19 protein-coding genes are annotated in these 17,266 nt (G+C 66.5%); 8 read left to right on the top strand and 11 right to left on the bottom strand.

The window, feature by feature from the left end:
• Nucleotides 1-5: 5 nt before the first annotated feature.
• Together ACSMXN_RS05100 and ACSMXN_RS05095 are read right to left on the bottom strand one after the other, a co-directional pair.
• Nucleotides 6-1,928: a copper resistance protein CopC gene (locus ACSMXN_RS05100; protein WP_022913503.1), complete on the bottom strand. Its 1,923-nt coding sequence runs from the start codon at nucleotides 1,926-1,928 to the stop codon at nucleotides 6-8.
• Entirely contained in the window at nucleotides 1,925-2,596 is a 672-nt protein-coding gene (locus ACSMXN_RS05095) for a zf-HC2 domain-containing protein (protein WP_051148880.1), read from the bottom strand. The genes ACSMXN_RS05100 and ACSMXN_RS05095 overlap by 4 nt, the downstream gene beginning before the upstream one ends.
• Nucleotides 2,597-2,774: 178 nt before the next feature.
• On the opposite strand from ACSMXN_RS05095, the gene ACSMXN_RS05090 reads away from it, so the two are divergent.
• Nucleotides 2,775-3,287 (top strand): sigma-70 family RNA polymerase sigma factor, encoded by a 513-nt coding sequence (locus ACSMXN_RS05090; RefSeq protein WP_035943931.1) that lies wholly within the window; start codon nucleotides 2,775-2,777, stop codon nucleotides 3,285-3,287.
• Here ACSMXN_RS05090 and ACSMXN_RS05085 read toward each other — a convergent pair.
• Both ACSMXN_RS05085 and ACSMXN_RS05080 read right to left on the bottom strand, forming a co-directional pair.
• A complete protein-coding gene (locus ACSMXN_RS05085) occupies nucleotides 3,279-3,638 on the bottom strand; it encodes a DUF3817 domain-containing protein (RefSeq protein ID WP_022913500.1) in 360 nt (119 codons plus the stop codon). The genes ACSMXN_RS05090 and ACSMXN_RS05085 overlap by 9 nt on opposite strands.
• The gene (locus tag ACSMXN_RS05080) at nucleotides 3,635-4,039 is read right to left on the bottom strand and encodes a metalloprotease (RefSeq protein ID WP_022913499.1); all 405 of its coding nucleotides are present in this window, start codon (nucleotides 4,037-4,039) and stop codon (nucleotides 3,635-3,637) included. Before ACSMXN_RS05080 ends, ACSMXN_RS05085 begins: the two co-directional genes overlap by 4 nt.
• Before the next feature lie 194 nt (nucleotides 4,040-4,233).
• Between ACSMXN_RS05080 and ACSMXN_RS05075 the strand changes: the two genes are divergently transcribed.
• Both ACSMXN_RS05075 and ACSMXN_RS05070 read left to right on the top strand, forming a co-directional pair.
• Nucleotides 4,234-4,815 carry a class I SAM-dependent methyltransferase gene (locus ACSMXN_RS05075; RefSeq protein WP_027139485.1) on the top strand — a complete coding sequence of 194 codons (582 nt, stop codon included), beginning with the start codon at nucleotides 4,234-4,236 and terminating at the stop codon, nucleotides 4,813-4,815.
• A 27-nt stretch (nucleotides 4,816-4,842) separates the two neighbouring features.
• Nucleotides 4,843-5,514 carry a DUF1345 domain-containing protein gene (locus ACSMXN_RS05070; protein ID WP_022913497.1) on the top strand — a complete coding sequence of 224 codons (672 nt, stop codon included), beginning with the start codon at nucleotides 4,843-4,845 and terminating at the stop codon, nucleotides 5,512-5,514.
• 11 nt (nucleotides 5,515-5,525) lie between these two features.
• Here the strand turns inward: ACSMXN_RS05070 and ACSMXN_RS05065 are convergent, their stop codons facing one another.
• Nucleotides 5,526-6,851: an aspartate aminotransferase family protein gene (locus ACSMXN_RS05065; protein WP_022913496.1), complete on the bottom strand. Its 1,326-nt coding sequence runs from the start codon at nucleotides 6,849-6,851 to the stop codon at nucleotides 5,526-5,528.
• A 103-nt stretch (nucleotides 6,852-6,954) separates the two neighbouring features.
• Between ACSMXN_RS05065 and ACSMXN_RS05060 the strand changes: the two genes are divergently transcribed.
• Together ACSMXN_RS05060 and aqpZ are read left to right on the top strand one after the other, a co-directional pair.
• The gene (locus tag ACSMXN_RS05060) at nucleotides 6,955-8,124 is read left to right on the top strand and encodes an MFS transporter (RefSeq protein WP_196811285.1); all 1,170 of its coding nucleotides are present in this window, start codon (nucleotides 6,955-6,957) and stop codon (nucleotides 8,122-8,124) included.
• 143 nt (nucleotides 8,125-8,267) lie between these two features.
• Complete coding sequence (gene aqpZ, locus ACSMXN_RS05055) at nucleotides 8,268-9,038, top strand: aquaporin Z (RefSeq protein WP_027139483.1); 771 nt, start codon at nucleotides 8,268-8,270, stop codon at nucleotides 9,036-9,038.
• A gap of 128 nt (nucleotides 9,039-9,166) precedes the next feature.
• Here the strand turns inward: aqpZ and ACSMXN_RS05050 are convergent, their stop codons facing one another.
• A complete protein-coding gene (locus ACSMXN_RS05050) occupies nucleotides 9,167-10,090 on the bottom strand; it encodes an EamA family transporter (protein ID WP_022913493.1) in 924 nt (307 codons plus the stop codon).
• 71 nt (nucleotides 10,091-10,161) lie between these two features.
• Here ACSMXN_RS05050 and ACSMXN_RS05045 point away from each other — a divergent pair, with 71 nt between their 5' ends.
• Nucleotides 10,162-11,529, top strand: coding sequence for a magnesium transporter MgtE N-terminal domain-containing protein (locus ACSMXN_RS05045; RefSeq protein ID WP_022913492.1), 1,368 nt, complete (start codon nucleotides 10,162-10,164; stop codon nucleotides 11,527-11,529).
• Nucleotides 11,522-12,202, top strand: a complete 681-nt coding sequence (locus tag ACSMXN_RS05040) for a DUF1003 domain-containing protein (RefSeq protein WP_051148879.1) — start codon at nucleotides 11,522-11,524, stop codon at nucleotides 12,200-12,202. Before ACSMXN_RS05045 ends, ACSMXN_RS05040 begins: the two co-directional genes overlap by 8 nt.
• A gap of 34 nt (nucleotides 12,203-12,236) precedes the next feature.
• Here the strand turns inward: ACSMXN_RS05040 and ACSMXN_RS05035 are convergent, their stop codons facing one another.
• From ACSMXN_RS05035 to ACSMXN_RS05025, 3 genes are read right to left on the bottom strand one after another with little or no spacing between them, the layout of a single operon-like run.
• The gene (locus ACSMXN_RS05035) at nucleotides 12,237-12,563 is read right to left on the bottom strand and encodes an AzlD domain-containing protein (protein ID WP_022913491.1); all 327 of its coding nucleotides are present in this window, start codon (nucleotides 12,561-12,563) and stop codon (nucleotides 12,237-12,239) included.
• Nucleotides 12,560-13,303 carry an AzlC family ABC transporter permease gene (locus ACSMXN_RS05030; protein ID WP_022913490.1) on the bottom strand — a complete coding sequence of 248 codons (744 nt, stop codon included), beginning with the start codon at nucleotides 13,301-13,303 and terminating at the stop codon, nucleotides 12,560-12,562. The genes ACSMXN_RS05035 and ACSMXN_RS05030 overlap by 4 nt, the downstream gene beginning before the upstream one ends.
• 4 nt (nucleotides 13,304-13,307) lie before the next feature.
• Nucleotides 13,308-13,784 carry a MarR family winged helix-turn-helix transcriptional regulator gene (locus tag ACSMXN_RS05025; protein ID WP_455407698.1) on the bottom strand — a complete coding sequence of 159 codons (477 nt, stop codon included), beginning with the start codon at nucleotides 13,782-13,784 and terminating at the stop codon, nucleotides 13,308-13,310.
• Nucleotides 13,785-13,964: 180 nt separating this feature from the next.
• Here ACSMXN_RS05025 and ACSMXN_RS05020 point away from each other — a divergent pair, with 180 nt between their 5' ends.
• Complete coding sequence (locus ACSMXN_RS05020; RefSeq protein WP_035943922.1) at nucleotides 13,965-15,119, top strand: Mrp/NBP35 family ATP-binding protein; 1,155 nt, start codon at nucleotides 13,965-13,967, stop codon at nucleotides 15,117-15,119.
• Between the two features lie 50 nt (nucleotides 15,120-15,169).
• On the opposite strand, the gene ACSMXN_RS05015 is transcribed toward ACSMXN_RS05020, so the two are convergent.
• Nucleotides 15,170-15,592, bottom strand: coding sequence for a sec-independent translocase (locus ACSMXN_RS05015; RefSeq protein WP_022913487.1), 423 nt, complete (start codon nucleotides 15,590-15,592; stop codon nucleotides 15,170-15,172).
• A 21-nt stretch (nucleotides 15,593-15,613) separates the two neighbouring features.
• Nucleotides 15,614-17,185, bottom strand: a complete 1,572-nt coding sequence (locus ACSMXN_RS05010; protein WP_022913486.1) for a trypsin-like peptidase domain-containing protein — start codon at nucleotides 17,183-17,185, stop codon at nucleotides 15,614-15,616.
• Nucleotides 17,186-17,266: the final 81 nt, after the last annotated feature.

Here is a 17,266-nt window from a genome sequence, read left to right as displayed (position 1 = left end):
TCCCCTCACGACAGATGGAGTTTCGCGATTGCGGTGGTCGAATCGAATTCAGACGTCTGGACGGTGAGAGTGATCTGCCACTCCCCCGACGAAGGCAGAATCACGCCACTGGCGGTGTAGCTCTTCGGGCCTGCCGCCTGCAACGGAACGGCAATCGGCCCGAGCTCTTTCGACGGCAAGCTCGCGGTCGCGGTGACCTGGGTCGGTGTCGTCGGGCTGGTCAGGTCGATCTCGATCTGCACGCTGCCATGCACCCCGGGCGTGATCTCGACCCGAGCGGATGACGTGCTCGACAACGCCACGTTGGTGAACTGCGGTTTCGCGCGTTGCGCGGCCAGCGCGACCTTTCCGGGCGGCTGCGCGATGAGCACCCCGGTCACGCCGAGCACGGTCGCCCCGACGATGACCTCGACCAGCAGCGTCCGGCGCATCCGGGTCAGCGGACCGCCCTTGTTCGTCCAATCCCTTCGCTGCACGATGCCTCTGGCCACATAACCAAGCCCGATCAGGACGATGAACAGCACGACCTTCGCTGTCACCAGCCGGCCATACCAAGTCGTCGTGATCGCATCGACCGTGCCGACCTCGCGCCACGCCTGGATCGTGCCGGTCACCGCCAGCGTGGCCACTGCGGCCAGCGCGACCCGGGAGAAGATCGGCAATCCGGCGGCCAACTCAACCGCGTCCGGGTCATCGTCGTTTCCGGTTGGGGTGTCGTCGGTCGGTGTTTCGTCCGTTGGCCCGTCGCCGGTGGCCGCTCCGCCGCCCGTCGCCAGCCGCTCAGCCGTAACCGTCGCGGCGCGGGTGCCAGTGCCGGCGACCGCGGCGATTCCGCCCGCGCCCACGAACTCGGGGGCGTACTCCGGCTCGTCCACGGTGGCGAGATCCGTCGCGTAGTAGTCGTCGTCGCGGCGCTTGGTGAATGCCGCGATGACCAGAATCGCCAGGCCGCCCAGCCAGACGATCATCGAGGTCAGGTGCATCGCGTCGACCAACACGGCGAACCAGCGCGGATTGGCCGCCTGAGTATGCCCCGAAGCTGCGAAGGTCACCACGATGCCGACCCCGACGATGGCCGCGGCCTCGGGACCCCAACTGGGCTTTCGCCGATCGTCATCGCTGAGCAACGCCGTCAGCACCGCGCCAAGCACGCCGAGCAGGACGAGCCGCAGCGACAGCAACTGGCCCGAATTGACATGCAGAGTGGCGTCGAGCAGTTCTCCGTGCCAGGCGGTCGCCAGCGAGCTGCCCGCGGCATAGGGCCCCTGCAGCAGGAATTCGCCGATCGCGCCGAGGGCTGCGAACGCCCAGCCCGTCCAGATTGCCCGCCTGATCGAGCGCCGCCGTTGCCCGGCCGGCCACACCGAGAAGATCAGCCAGCTGCCACCGACCAAGCCGACACCGGCGAAACTCAGCCAGTGGGCGACGGCCAGGCTGGTGGCGACGGTCGCGCTGACGGGTGTCGAGCCGGACGGTCCGCCGCCGAGGCCGAGCGGGCCGTTGCCGACCACGAACCGGATCGATCCCGCGATGGGGTGCGAATCGGCCGACACGACCCGGTAGCTGGCCAGGAAGCTTCCGTCACCGAGGCCGCTCTTGAGACCCACGGTGACCTTCGAACCGTCGCCTCCCGGGTGCGTCGCGGTGCCGGTGTCGACCCGCCGGCCCGCGGTATCGACGACCCGCAGGTAGCCGAGATTCAGGCCCACCGCCTCGTCGAACTGGATCGTCACCGACGACGGCGCCGTAGCCAGCCGTGAACCGTCGGCCGGCGTCGAACCCACCACGACGGCGTGCGCGGAGGCCTGCGGAGCCAGCGCCAGCAGCAGGGCGAACGCGAACGAGACGATCAGTCCGGCCAGCAGCGCCGTCCGTCCTCGATTCGGCTTCTCGGCTTTGCTTGCGAAGTTGGCTAGCGCAGTGCTCACGCGGCACCGCGCTTGCGGGCAAACGGATGGCCACTGTTCGCAGCACCCTGCTGCCCATCTCGTCCGGCCAGTTCGGCCACCGGCGGCAACAGCCGCTGCGACCGCGACATCAGCACCACGAGCAGCAACCCGAGCACGACGCCGGCATGGCTGGCCAGCCGCTCGGGGGCAACATCACCCGCGGCCACATCGGGAATGCTGAAAGCGGTGAGCACGGCCACGAAGGTCGCCAGAATCGGCAGCGTCCCCGCTGCCCGGATCGGTTTGATGGCCACAGCTAGAAATGATGCTCCGAGCGCGAGATTCCAGGCGGCGCTCTCGTGCGAGGCGTGCATGCTCATCGCCATGCCGACGTCATCGCCGAACAGCGCCGGCATCGCCAAAGCCCACTGCACGAAGCCCAGAATCGCCAACCCGAGCCGCAGGCGGCGCCGGTAACGGCCGACCCGGGCAGCGGGCAGCACCACCTGGCCGAGAATCGCGTCGGTCAGATCGGGCGGGGTGTGACCGGTGACCCGAAGGGACCTACCAAGGCGCGAGGCCGTCTCCAGCCATGCGGCACAATCAACGCAGGTCGCAAGGTGATGTTCGAGCGCGGTAGCGGACACCCCCAGGGGTTCGCCGTCCAGTCGGGCGGACGCCGCCTCCCGATATCGCTCACAGGTCACGACTATGAATGTCGGCTTGATTGGTGCGGCGGTTCCCGGCGAGCAATCTTTGTGGCTCAGGTCACCGAATAACGAACGCCTCGATTGTTTGAGGCCCAACACGGTTCAACACAGTTCAACACGGCTCAGCGGAGAGGAGGCAGTCAGCGTGGATGCGCCTGATTTCGACGACATCACGATGGCCGCCCTCCGAGCCCGCGCCGGCGATTCAGCCGCCGCGGCCGACTTCGTCCGGCGCACCCAGACCGACGTGTGGCGGCTGTGCTCGCACCTCGGCAGCCCGCGGGACGCCGAAGATCTGACCCAAGAGACGTTCGCCCGGGCCTTCGCCTCGCTGCATCGGTTCGCCGCCCGCTCATCGGCGCGGACGTGGCTGCTCTCCATCGCCCGCCGGGTCTGTGCCGACGCGATCAGGTCACGCAAACCGGTCGTTCCGATGCGCGAGGTCGAGCCGAACGATCGGGCCGCAGATCCCGCCGACACCGTTGGCCTTCGAATGCTGCTCGACTCGTTGGATGCACCATTTCGCGAGGCCTTCGTCCTGACCCAGGTGCTCGGACTGTCTTACCCCGAGGCCGCCGATGTGATGGGCTGCCCGATCGGCACCATCCGCTCACGGGTGGCCCGAGCCCGGACGGCCCTGGTGCGTGGCCTCGATTCCGGGTGGCAGAAGGCCAGCGGCTCAGACTGAGTTCGGTTGTGCGGCCTGCGCCCGACGAGCCAGCAACGGCTTCATCTCTTCGTGGATCTTGTGCTCGGCGAAGAACGAGGCGAACGGCACAGTGCCGGCAACCATGACCAGCGCGAGCTTGATGAGGTTCCATCTACGCCGGACGCCAAGGTCGAGAGCGGTCACCAGATAGACCATGAACAGAAAGCCGTGGGCGGTGCCGATGACGGCCACCGGACCGTGATTGTGGCCGATATACCGGATCGGTATCGCCACGAAGACCAGTAGCACGAGCAACGTACCGGTTACGAATGCCATTACTCGATAACGCAAAAATGAATTGCGCGTCCCGGCATCCTTCTTGTCGTTCAACGAGTTTCCTCTCGATCCTTGGCATTCAATCTCGCGAGATAGGCGTTGAACCGCGCCCGCTCCGGATCATCGTCGACCTCCGTCGACACCGGCGGTGAATAGGCAACATAGCGCGGGCCCTCTAGAGCTGCCTGAGTAAGTGCCTCGTGCTCGGCTTCTTGATCCGATTCGCGCCGTCGCCAGTCGCGGACCACCCGGAACCACATCAGGATCGCGAAGCCGACAAATGCCCACCACTGAAACGCGTACGAATAGTTCTGGATGGCGCCGTGGTGGCGATGCGCCACGATCCACTGCCAGTGCCCGAGCCGGATCATCGCGTAGCAGGACGCGATCACGAAGACGTGCAGCAACAGCCACTTGGGAAGCAGCAGTCGCCACAAGCTCGGACCAGAGGGCACACCATGACGGTACGTTCCCCCGCGAATCGTGTAACGCTCGGCATCTATGCGGTGCCGAGCGTTACACGATTCGCCGGTGGGGTGGCCGCGAAAGGCTAAAAGTAGGCCGCTTGGGCGGAGACGGTCACGGCTTGATGGGCGTACGAATGTCGCATGACAACTCTCAGCCAAGTATTGCGGCCGATCGGCCTCCGATGAACACCGGCCACCTGGCCTATCTTGCCAGCCCGGAATGGGCCAAAGCCCTGCAGACCGAGCTCGTACCGTGGCTCGAAGAGGTCGCTGACCTCGGCGACGATGTGCTCGAGATCGGTCCCGGACCCGGCCTGACCACCGATCTGCTGCGCCAGCGGGCGGCCCACCTCACGGCGGTCGAGATCGACCCCGCGCTGGCCACCGCACTCAAATCGCGGCTAGCCAACACCAACGTCGAGGTCATTGAAGGCGACGCCAGCACGCTCGACCTCGCCACGGACCGCTTCTCGGCAGTGACCTGCTTCTCGATGCTGCATCACATGCCGTCAGCCGCCGACCAGGACAGGCTGTTCGCACAGCTGCATCGCGCGCTGCGCGCCGGCGCCTGTCTGCTCGCCGTCGACTCGGTCGAGAGCGAAAGGATCCGCCAGGCCCACGTCGATGACACCTTCGTGCCGCTGGACGCCGACACGCTAGGTCAACGGCTCGAGACGGCCGGCTTCACCGACGTGGCGATCTCACGGGCGGGCGAATATCAAATCCGGTTCAGCGCCAAGAAAGCCGCGCCGTCAGCCCATTGACGACGAGCGCTGTATGACAATGCAGCCATGTCGCAAGCAATCACACCGGCCTGGCGTCGACGCACCGAAGGTGAGCAGCATTGGTGGGCAGCGCTGGCGATGCTGTCCGCCATCCTGCTGCAAGGCCTGATACCGACCCTGTTCGTCGTGCACCCGAAATACCTGCTGCAGGGCGTCGAACTGGTCGCCCTCATCATCATCGTGGCGATCCAGCCGAAGCGAATCACCGATCGCTCGACGAGACTGCGCATTGCCACCCAGATCGTGCTCGGGCTGATCGCCGCCACGAACGCCACCTCAGCCGTGCTGTTGGTTCGCGAGATCACCTCCGGCGACCACCTGCCCGCGGTTCAATTGCTACTGGGTGGCGCCGAGATCTGGTTCACCAACGTGATCGTTTTCGCCCTCTGGTACTGGGAATACGATCGCGGCGGGCCGGCCAGCCGCGCACTCGGCAACGAGGGCACCATCGATCTGCTCTACCCCCAGATGACCGACCCAAGACTGGACATGGACTTCGAACCGATCTTCATCGATTACCTCTATGTCGCCTACACAAACGCGACCGCGTTTTCGCCGACCGACACAATGCCCCTATCGCGCTGGTCAAAAGTGCTGTTCATGGTGCAATCGGCGATCTCGCTCGTCCTCGTTGCTCTCATTGCCGCCCGTGCCGTGAACATCCTGCCCGGCAGCTAGCTTGTCGAGCCCTAACTGCCCACGTAGTAATGCCCAACGGCGGTAAGCGCTTTGTCGATCGCGGCCAGGCCCTCGCGAGCCTCGTCCGCGGTGACGATGCACGGCGGTACCACGTGCAGCCGGTGATAGTTCGTGAACGGCAACACCCCGTTCGCCTTGAGTGCGCCGACCAATTCGCTCATCGCCGGCGACGTGCCGCCGTAGGGCGCCAGTGGCTCTTTGGTCGCCCGGTCGGTGACCAGATCGAGCGCCCAGAAGACTCCGAGACCGCGTACCTCGCCGATGACGTGATGCCGTTCGGCCAGTTCGCGCAGGCCGGGCCCGAGCACGGTCTCGCCGATCTGTGCCGCATTCTCGACGATGCCTTCATCGGTCATCGCATTGAGCGTGGCGACCGCCGCGGCACACGCCAGCGGGTGACCCGAGTACGTCAGCCCACCAGGAAACACCCGGTCGGCAAAGGTATCGGCGATCTGCTGCGAGATGATCACGCCACCGAGGGGGACGTAGCCGGAGTTGACGCCTTTGGCAAAGGTGATCAGATCAGGTTCGACACCATAATGATCGAGCGCGAACCACTTACCGGTACGGCCGAAACCGCACATCACCTCATCAGCGATGAAGACGATGCCGTACTTGTCGCACAACGCACGCACGCCCGCGAGGTAGCCCGGTGGCGGCGGCATGATGCCCGCGGTACCCGGAATGGTTTCGAGGATGATGGCCGCGATCGTCTGTGGGCCTTCGAAGCCGACCACCTGCTCGAGGTGCTCCAGGGCGCGCTCGCACTCCTCGGCCTCCGACGTGGCGTGAAAGGCCGACCGGTAGAGGAACGGTCCGAAGAAGTGCACGGTGCCGGTCGTCCCGAGATCGTTAGCCCAGCGCCGGGTATCACCGGTGAGGTTGACCGCGGTGTTCGTGCCGCCGTGGTAGCTGCGATACGTCGACAGGACCTTGTGACGGCCGGTGTGCAACCGGGCCATCCGCACGGCGTACTCGACCGCCTCGGCGCCCGCGTTGGTGAAGAAGACCTTCGCCATGTTCTGCGGGGCCCGTTCGATGATGAGCTTCGCCGCCTCACCCCGGGCAGCGTTGGCATGCTGGGGCGCCACCGTGCACAGCACATCGGCCTGCGCCTTGATCGCCGCGACCACCTTCGGGTGCTGATGCCCGATGTTGGTGTTGACTAGTTGCGAGCTCAGGTCGAGCAGTCGGTTACCGTCGCCATCGGTGATGTAACTGCCCTGGGCAGATTCGATAACCAGCGGTTTGAGCGCAGCTTGGGCTGACCAGGAGTGAAAGACGTACTGCCGGTCGAGGTCGTAGGTGGTGCCCATTATCGATTCCTGACTGGCCAGCGAGGCCACGAAGGTAAGACCGTGAACAGATCGTAGAAGATCCGTCCGGCCGGACGCGAAGGGAGCAGAGGTGAACCTGTCGGTGACCGAGTCCGTCACCCCGGCATTGCGGCGCGCACGGCTGGCCACGGCGCTGACCTTCGCGTTCAACGGCTTTCTCTACGCCGCGTGGGTTCCGCACATCCCAGAGGTCAAATCGAAACTCGGCCTCTCCGATGCCGCCCTCGGTTTCGCCCTGTTGGGCCCGGCGGTCGGCTCCGTGATCGCGATGGCGCTGGTCGGCAAGGCCACCACCCGCTGGGGCAGCGGCGCCGTCACCAGCGCGATGGCCTTCGGCACCTACGCGGTCATCGCCGGCCCTGGTCTGGCCGTCAACCTGCCGACGCTGTTTCTGGCCCTGGTCGCGTGGGGCGTGGTCACCGGCGGGCTGGATGTGGCGATGAACGCCCAAGCCGTGCAGATCGAGATCAGCTACGGCCGTCCGATCATGTCGAGCTTTCATGCCTGCTGGAGTGTCGGCACGGTTGCCGGGGCCGTCATCGGAAGCATCGGCGCCGGTCTGCATATCCACCTCGCGGCACAGCAGGCCGTACTCGCGATCATCCTCGCGGTTATCACGCTCTGGAGCATGCGCCAGTTCATCAGCGACCACGTCTCCGACGATTACGCCACCGGCGGGCGGGTCTTCGAACTCAGGCTCGTCCTGCTGGGGTTGGCCGGCGTCTGCGCGTTGCTGGCCGAAGGCAGTTCGGCCGACTGGTCACCGGTCTACCTGCGCGATGACCTGCACGTTGCCGCCGGCCATACCGGCATCGCCTTCGGTGCGTTCACCGTGATGATGACGATCGGACGGATGCTGGGCGATCGAATCGTCCTGCGCCTCGGGCGAACCCGAAGCCTCGCGATGCTGTCAGCGATCGGCGCGGTCGGCCTGTCAGCTGGCCTGATCGCGAATACCGTTGTCGGCGCGGCGGTTGGATTCGGCTGCCTCGGCATCGGGTTGTCGATCCTCGTGCCGGTCTTCTTCTCCACAGCCGCGGACGGGCCGGGCGCGCCGGGGCCGAAGCTGGCAGTCGTTTCCAGTTTCAGCTACCTGGGATTTCTGATCGGTCCCGCCGCGCTCGGGCCACTGGCCAGTGCGACCTCGGTGCATGCAGCACTCTGGGTATTGCCCGTTTTCGCTGCGCTGGCAGGGATTCTCGGCGTGATCGCGGTTCGGATGACCGTGCGCGTCGCAGTACCACGCCTCTGATCGGGTAGCACGAGTCTCGACCTCTTCGGTGATTCGGCACCACGTAACGCGTTCGTATCACTACGGTGTGTGCTGGAGGAAACCGCATACCGCTCGACTCAAGCTCGGCCGGATCAGGGCACCGAGCACAGGAAGGAAATGTCATGGAGTACTCCCTCAACAAACGGTTGGCTGCCGAGTTCATCGGCACCTTCTGGCTGGTCTTCGGAGGTTGCGGTTCGGCCGTGATCGCCGCCGTCTTTATCAAGGGCGGTCAGACCACCAACCTCGGCATCGGATTCGTCGGCGTAGCGCTGGCATTCGGGCTCACCGTCATGACGATGGCCTTCGCCGTGGGGCATGTCTCCGGCGGCCACTTCAACCCGGCCGTGACTCTCGGCCTCGCGGCGGCGAAACGCTTTCCGTGGCGCGACGCGCTGTCATACATCGTCACCCAGGTCGTCGCCGGAATCGTCGCAGCCGCTGTCCTGTTCGTAGTCGCCAACGGCAAGAAGGGCTTCTCGGCAAAGGCTTCCGGGTTCGCGTCGAACGGTTACGGCAGCCACTCCCCCGGCGGATACAACCTGGGCGCAGCACTCGTCATCGAAATCGTGTTGACTGCCGTTTTCCTTTACATCATCTTGGGTTCAACGCACGGCAGGGCACCGGTAGGTTTCGCGCCGATCGCGATTGGCCTCGGATTGACGCTGATTCACCTGATCTCGATTCCGGTAACCAACACGTCGGTGAACCCGGCCCGTTCGACCGGCGTCGCGATCTTCCAGCACGGGTGGGCACTCGGCCAACTCTGGTTGTTCTGGGTGGCGCCGATCGTCGGTGGGCTCATAGCCGGCCTGAGCTACCACTTCGTACTCGGCGACGACTCGCGCATCGCACCTGACGTGGTCGGCGAGAAAGGCCGCCGCGTCGCGTAACCGCCGCCGCGTCGCGTAACCGCCGCCGCGTCGCGTAAAGGCCGCACATCGAGGCCAAACGCCGAGATTGGTATACCGCTGGGTCGCCATGACCGCTCAGCGGTATACCAACCCCGTAACGGCAGGGGTCAGTCCACGTCTGCCACAGACCGCGAGGACGATCGCACGACGATGATCAGGCCCACGAACAGCAGGACCAGGCCCGGTAAAGCCCAGATCGGCGGCGTCTGATTCAGCCACACCGCAGCAATCAAGGCTGCGCCCGGCGTCTCGACCAGGATGGCCAGACTCACGAGGGTGGCGCTCACCGAGCGAAGTACGACATTGATCAAGGTATGGCCGAGGATCTGGGCGCACAGCGTGACCAGCACGATCAGCGTCCACGCCCGCGCCGAATAGCCGCTAAGCGACTGCCCCCCGATCAGGCACGCGAGCAGCAGCCCAACCGCGCACACCGCGTAGCAGATGGTCGTGTACGCCGGGGCCGACATCGTCTTGCGAGCAGCCGCGCCGGCCGTCACGTACCCCGCGGCGAAAAAGCCGCCAGCCAGCGCGAGCCCATCGCCGATGAGCGCCCGCGTTGACACCCCGAAATCGGCTCCGGCGATCAGGGCGGTGCCCAGCAACGCCAATGCCATCCCGATCCACGCGGCACGGGGCAACCGCCGGCCCATGAACGCCGCGATCACGCCGGCAAACACCGACTGGGTCGCGACCAACGCCGTCGCCGACGCCACCGACGTGAACTTCACCGAGGGCACCCATGTCCCGAAGTGCAGCGCGAGCAGCACGCCTGCGAAAGTCGCGATCTGCCAATCTCGCCGCTGCAGCGCACGCATCTCGGCCCGGTGCCGCGACAAAGTCACCACGCCGGTGAGCCCGGCACCGAAAAGATTTCGCCAGAACGCGATCGCCAGGGCCGGGGCCGCGGTGGCTGCCATGATCGGACCCGAGGCCGAGACGCCGGCCAGCGCAATGATCAACAAGCCAGCGTCCTTGGCCGGTGGCAACGCCAGAGATTCCTCCGACGTCGACTGAGTCACCACCGGCACATCTTGTCAGCCTCCGTCGTGTGAGGATCGCGTCGTTCCACACTGAAGCTTGACACCACTAGGCTGCCGATGTGAGTACGGCGACTCGAGTCTTCATCGCCCGGCTAGCTGGCCTGGGCGTGTTCGACCCAAACGGCGATCTGCTCGGTCGCGTCCGGGACGCGGTGGCAACCCTCCGGATCGATCGACAGCCGCCGCGCGTCCTCGGACTGGTCGTCGAGGTCCAGCATCGCCGCCGGATCTTCGTCCCGATGGGCCGGGTCAATCGGATCGAACCTGACGCGGTGGTGTTGACCACCGGCAGCGTGAACATGAAGCGCTTCGAACAGCGATCGCACGAACTGCTCGTGTTGGGCGAGGTGCTCGACCGAACCGTCCGCCGCATCGAAGACGGCGCCCAAGTTGTTGTCGTCGACGCCGCGATGGAGCAGAACCGGACTCGCGACTGGGTGATCACGCGCCTCGCGGTCCGGTCCAGCCAGCGACTCGGGCGGCGGCGCGGGCAGCTCATTCAGCTCGACTGGAACGAGGTCGACGGCCTGTCCGCGGTCGAGACGGTCCAGGGAACCGAGGCCCTGCTCGCGCTGTTGTCGGCGTTACGCCCCGCCGACATGGCCGCGCAGCTGCAAGACATGCCCGAGAAGCGTCAGCAAGAGATTGCCGAAGCGCTCGATGACAATCGTCTCGCGGACCTGCTGGAGGAGCTGCCCGACGACGACCGGGTGCACATCATGCGCAGCCTCAACGACGAGCGCGCCGCCGACGTGCTCGAGGCGATGAACGACGACGATGCGGCCGACCTGTTGCGTGAGCTGCCCGCTGAGGAGCAGGAACGGCTGCTGGAGATCATGGAGCCCGACGAGGCAGCGCCCGTCCGGCGACTGATGAGCTACGGCGACTACAGCGCCGGCGGCATGATGACCTCCGAGCCGGTGATCCTGCTGCCCGACGCGACGGTTGCCGAGGCGCTGGCCATGGTGCGCAACCCCGACCTCTCCCCCGCACTCGCGGCCCAGGTCTTCGTGGTGCGGCCGCCGCAGTCCACCCCGACCGGCCGCTACCTCGGCACTGCCCACCTGCAGCGGCTACTTCGCGAACCGCCTTCGGCGCTGGTCAGCGGCATCGCCGAGAAGGATCCGGCGGCAATCTCGCCGGACACGCCAATCGCGGCGGTCACTCGCCACCTCGCGACCTACAACCTGGTCGCGGTAGCCGTCGTGGACGATAACGAACGGCTGCTCGGCGCGGTCTCGGTCGACGACGTCCTCGACCACTTGCTGCCCGAGGACTGGCGCGATGTCGACGTCGAGGCCGACAGCGACGCTCCCGCCCGCCGAACCGGTCGGGCCGCTGCCCCCAGCCGAACGCCTGCACCGGGCAAAACTGCGGCACCCGGCCGAACGGCGGCACCGGGCCGGACGGGACGAGCCCGTGGCTGACCGGCGACCGCGGCTCGATCAGCCCAATCTGCCTCGCCGCGGCGTCCGAGTCAGCTATGACCCCGAAGCCTTCGGCAGGCTGACCGAACGGATCGCCCGGTTTCTCGGTACCGGGCGTTACCTGGTCGCGCAGTCGTTCATCATCCTGGTGTGGCTGGTCTCCAACCTGGTCCCCGGATTGCCGCACTTCGATCCGTACCCGCTGGGCTTTCTCACCCTGATCCTGTCGTTGCAGGCCGCATACGCCGCTCCCCTGATCCTGCTCGCGCAGAACCGCCAGGACGACCGCGATCGGGTGAATCTCGAGGAGGATCGTGACCAGGCCCGCAAGGCCACCGCGGACGCGGAGTACCTGGCTCGCGAGATCGCCTCGATCCGGATCGCGCTCGGCGAGGTGGCAACCCGCGACTTCCTGCGCTCGGAGCTGAGCCGGTTGGAACGCATCGAGGATCGGGACGCCCAGCGGGATCGGGAGAAGGTCAAGGAGAAGGCCGCGAAGGACAAGGCCCGGGAGAAGGAGCGGTCGCAAGCCAAAAAGGCTGCCGCCGAAGCCTCCAGCGCAGCCGCGACGAGCGAACCCGAGACCAGCGCACCCGAGACCAGCGCGCCCGAGCCTGATCCGCAGGCCGACCCGACCGCAAACGAACCAACGCCCACCGAACGTCAGGACTAAAGCCGATCGAGCGTCAGGACTAGAGCCGCCAGAACTAAACGAGTCGGATCAACGCGGCCACCGCCGCCGCGAGCACGACCACCACGATGAATGGCGCCCGGCGCCAAATCGCCACTGCGCCAACCGAAAACCCGATCAGCCGAGCGCTGTCGAAGTCGTAGTGCCGCCCGTCCGCGATCGCCTCCACCACGATCAACGCGGCGAGCACCGCGACCGGCATCAGTTCGATGAGCCGGCGCAGCCCGGGACGGTCGAACCACCGTTGCGGCATGGCATACCCGGCGTATTTCAAGGCGTAGCAGCCAAAACCGGAGGCCAGGACGATCCACCAGCCGGTCGCTGTCGTCAACGGCTCGGTCATCGGTTCACTCGAGGCAATCGCAGCAGTCTGATCAGCCGAGAATCGCTGGCCAGCGCTAGGGCCGCACACGCAGCCAACACCGGAACACCAGGCGGGGTAAGAGGAATCAGCACCGCGGCGATGACGGCGCCGCCGATCGCAACCCGACGGGGCAGCCACCCGGACCGCAATCGTGGTGCGAGCAACGCGAGAAACGCGGTCGGGATGGCCGCGTCGAGCCCGAACCGTTTCGGATCGCCGAGCGCCTGGGCACCGACCGCGCCGACGATGGTGGCGATGTTCCAGAACACGTACACCGAGGCCGCGGTCCACCAGAACGCCACCCGCGACAGCCTCGGTTCGGACTGACCCAGCGCCATTGCCGTCGATTCGTCGATCGTGACCAGGGCCGCCAGCGGTCGACGCCAGCCGCGAACCCCGAGGAGCGGGTCGAGGCGCAAGGCGTAGAGCGTGTTGCGGGCACCGAGCAGGTAGCCGCTGCCCAACGCTGCGGCCGCCGTCCCACCGCCGGCGATGACCCCAGCGATCGCGAACTGGGTGCCACCGGTGAAGGTCAGCAAGGACGAGACCGCGGACTGGGCCGGCGTGAAGCCGGCTGCGACCGACGCCGCCCCGAACGCCACCCCGTAGGCGCCGACCGCGACACCCACGCTCAGCGAGTCGCGCACCACCCGTTTGCGCTCAGAGCCCGGGTCGCTCGTCCAATCGCTTGTCGGATCGCTGGTGGAATCGCTGCTCAACTGGCTAGCCGTCGCCCGGCAGACCCTCGTCCGTACGAGGCACGATGGGCACCGGATCGAGTTTCGTCATCAGCCGCTGCAGTTCGCGCAGCTCGTCGTCGGTCAGCTTCGTCACCACCAGGTTCGACACCCCGGCCAGATGGATCACCGCAGCGTCGCGCAGGGCAGCGCGGCCCTTTTCTGTCATGACCGTGAACAGGCCTCGGGCATCTCCGGGATCGGGCTGGCGCTCGACCAGGCCCTCGCGCTGCAAACGGTCGACGAGCCGGGTCAAACCGCTGCGCGAGAGCAGCACGGCGTTGGCGAGTTCGGACATCCGCAACCGATACTCGGGCGCCTCGGCGAGCTGGACGAGCACGTCGTAGCTGGCCAGGGCAATCTTATGATTGACCTGCAGGTCCTGCTCGAGTTGCCGCACGATGTGGGTGTAGGAGCGCAGAAAGCTCCGCCAGGCGGCCAGCCGCCAGTCATCGGCCCGCAAGGTTGGCCTGCGGGGCCGATCAGGCCGATCGGGCAGGCCAAGGGTCGGCGGGAGCGTCGTTTCGAGGCCGCTTGGCAACAAACGAGCTCGCGAAATGGGCGTCGGCTGGGGTTCAGGTGAGACAGGCATTACCGCAGATCGTAGTGACGGCCACCACGAACGTACGATCGCGTAGTGGCAATTGATGCAGCACGATCTGATAACACCACTTTGCAGGCCGCCGTGCTGGCGGTCCTCGAGGGCGTGAACGACCCGGAAATCCGGCGGCCGATCACCGAACTCGGCATGGTTGAAGGTGTCGCAGTAGATGCCGACGGCGGGGCGAATATTCGGGTACTGCTCACCGTTGCCGGCTGCCCGATGCGCGAGAAACTGACCACCGACGTAACGGCAGCGGTGCAGACCGTCCCCGGCGTGACCTCGGTCAGAGTCGATCTCGGCGTCATGGACGACAACCAGCGCACCGAGCTCCGCACCAAACTGCGTGGCGACAACCCGGTCAACGAAATCCCGTTCGCTCAACCCAACTCGCGGACCCGCGTCTACGCGGTGGCCTCGGGTAAAGGTGGGGTCGGCAAGAGCTCGGTGACGGTCAACCTGGCGGTGGCACTGGCCCGCCGAGGCCTGCAGGTCGGGGTCCTGGACGCCGACATCTACGGCTTCTCGGTCCCGCGGATGCTCGGCGTCACCGGCAAGCCGACCCAGGTCGAGAAGATGATCATGCCGCCGCAGTCCCACGATGTGCGGGTCATCTCGATCGGCATGTTCACCCCCGGCAACACCGCCGTGGTGTGGCGCGGGCCGATGTTGCATCGCGCGCTGCAGCAGTTTCTCGCCGACGTGTTCTGGGGCGACCTGGACGTGCTGCTGATGGATCTGCCGCCCGGCACCGGTGACATCGCGATCTCACTCGCCCAGCTGGTGCCCTCCGCCGAACTGCTCGTCGTGACGACGCCACAGCTGGCCGCGCGTGAGGTGGCCGAACGGGCCGGGTCGATCGCGCTTCAGACCAACCAGCAGATCGTCGGCGTCGTGGAGAACATGAGCTGGCTGGACATGCCAGATGGTTCTCGGATGGAACTGTTCGGCTCAGGTGGCGGCGAGGCCGTTGCCACCTCGCTGACCGAGCTGACCGGGACGAAGGTCGGTTTGCTGGGTCAGGTGCCGATCGATGTCGCTGTGCGCGAAGGCGGCGACGACGGCACGCCGATCGTGATCAGCCACCCGGATTCGGCGGCCGCGAAGGCGTTCGAGAACATCGCGGACACGCTGGCCGCCCGCCAACGCAGTCTGGTGGGACGACCGTTGGGATTGTCCGCGACCGCCAAACGCTGACCCCAGCGCGAGACCAGCCGTTCAGCTGGCTCTTCGTCAGCGGGCGCGCGTCAGGTGGCGTCGGAGTCGTACGGGGCCGCTTCGCCGGCGGCCAGCGGGGTTTCGCTCGGCCTCGCCACGGGGGCGCCAGGCTGCCCACCCGCAGGCTGCCCACCGACAGGCTTGGCGGGCTCGTCCTCGCCGCGAAGAGCGCGCTGAAGGACTTCTTTCGGGTTCAAGGCGGCAATGTCGGCGTCATCTGACAGCAGCGCGTTGCGGATCGCCGTTTTCGGGTTGAGCGAGTTCAAATCGAAATTGGCGAATTCCGGACCGAGTTCGTTGGTGAGTTGCGACCGTGCGCCCTGCGCCATGTCGCGCATGGTGCGCAGCATTCGAGCCGCGTCCTTGGTCAGCTGAGGCAGCTTGTCAGGTCCGAAGACCATCAGGGCCACGGCGGCTAGGACCACGAACTCGAAGGGTCCGATGTTGAACACGTTGTCAGCCTATGCCCGTTGTCAGCTCGATCCCAATGTGACTTTGGCCTGAGCGGTTACACCGGCCCGTACGTAGCTGATGTTCACCTGCTGGCCTGGTTGCGATTCCGAGACGGCAACCGTGAGGGCATCACCGGAATCGATCAGCGTCTTGTTGAACAGCGTGATGACGTCCCCCTCTTTCAGACCGGCCTTGTCGGCTGGCCCACCGGGCACGACCTGCACCAGATAGGCCCCGTCCCGGCTGCCGTCGGTAACGCTTCGACTGCTCACACCGAGGTCGGCGTGCACCACTTTGCCGGTCTTGATCAGCTGGGTGGCGATATCGCGGGCCGAGTTGATGGGGATTGCGAAACCGACCCCGATACTGCCCGCCTGGCCGCCGCTGGCTGATTGCCCCAGCGACAGGATCGCGGTGTTGATCCCCACGACTGCGCCGGACCCATCGACCAGCGCGCCACCGGAGTTGCCCGGGTTGATCGGAGCGTCGGTCTGGATGGCGTCGATGACCGCGTCCGGGTTGCCGTTCTCGCCGCTCAACGCCAGCGGTCGCTTAAGGGCGGACACGATGCCGGCCGTTACGGTGCCGCGCAGGCCCAACGGGTCACCGATCGCCACCACCGGGTCGCCCACCGCGAGCAGGTCAGAGTTGCCCAGGGTCGCGACGGTGAGCGACGTCTTGTCGACCTTGATGACGGCGAGGTCGTTCTGCGGGTCCAGGCCGACGATCCGGCCCGGGGCTGACGACTTGTCGGAGAAAATCACCCGGATGGTGGGCTTGTCGGCTCCGAAGTTGACGACGTGGTTGTTCGTGAGGATGTAACCGCCCTTGTCGATCACGACACCGGAACCTGAGCCGGCCAGGTCGGCGGTACGGACATCGATGGACACGACCGCCGGGCTCACCCGCTTGGCGATGTCGGCTACCGAGCCAGGGGGCCGGTTCACCGGCTGCTGGACCTGGGCGATGTTGATATTGGGGTCGGTCACCAGCCGGTGTGCGCGCTGAGACAGCCAGTACCCGACGCCACCGCCGACCACTCCGGCTACCAGACCCGCCACCAGGACGATGGCCAGCGTCGACAGGCCAAAGCCGCGACGCCCGCCCTTGCCGGCTTTCTTGGCCTTCGGGTCCTCGTCCTGGTCATCTTCGGCGGGCTCGCCGATGCCGACCACTTCGTCGTCCTGGTAGACCGGCGGGCCGGCGATCCAGTACGGCGACAGCGGGTCACGCCAAGGATCGGTGGCCGCGCCTTCTTTCCACCACGGTGAACCAGGCCCCGGCTTGGTGGGCCTCAGCCGCGTCCCCGGTGCTGGATCGAACGGCTCGCCGGACCCATCGCTGCCGAAGGCGTCGACGAGCGCCGGCGCCACCGGTTGGTGCAGCCCGGCATGGCGAGGCGGCAGCCGATCGCCGGTCGCCGGCGCGAAGGGAACGTCTGGTGCCGGACCGCTGAAAGTCGCATGATCGTGCGGCGAGACCGGCGGCGGCGGCTTGGACGGCAGGCGACTGGCACCTTCCGGACGGTCGGCGAACGACCCCGGAGTGCCCGTCGGGCGCCCGAACGGCGAACCGTCGTCTTCGTCGCTCACATACTCTCCCAAGAGGCTGACGCCCGCTGACCATCGCTGACACTGTCGCTGGTACCGAGGCCGACTGACGCCGTCGGCCGC

Source organism: Parajatrophihabitans canadensis (assembly GCF_053764775.1).
This window is presented reverse-complemented; position numbering and strand designations above follow the sequence as displayed.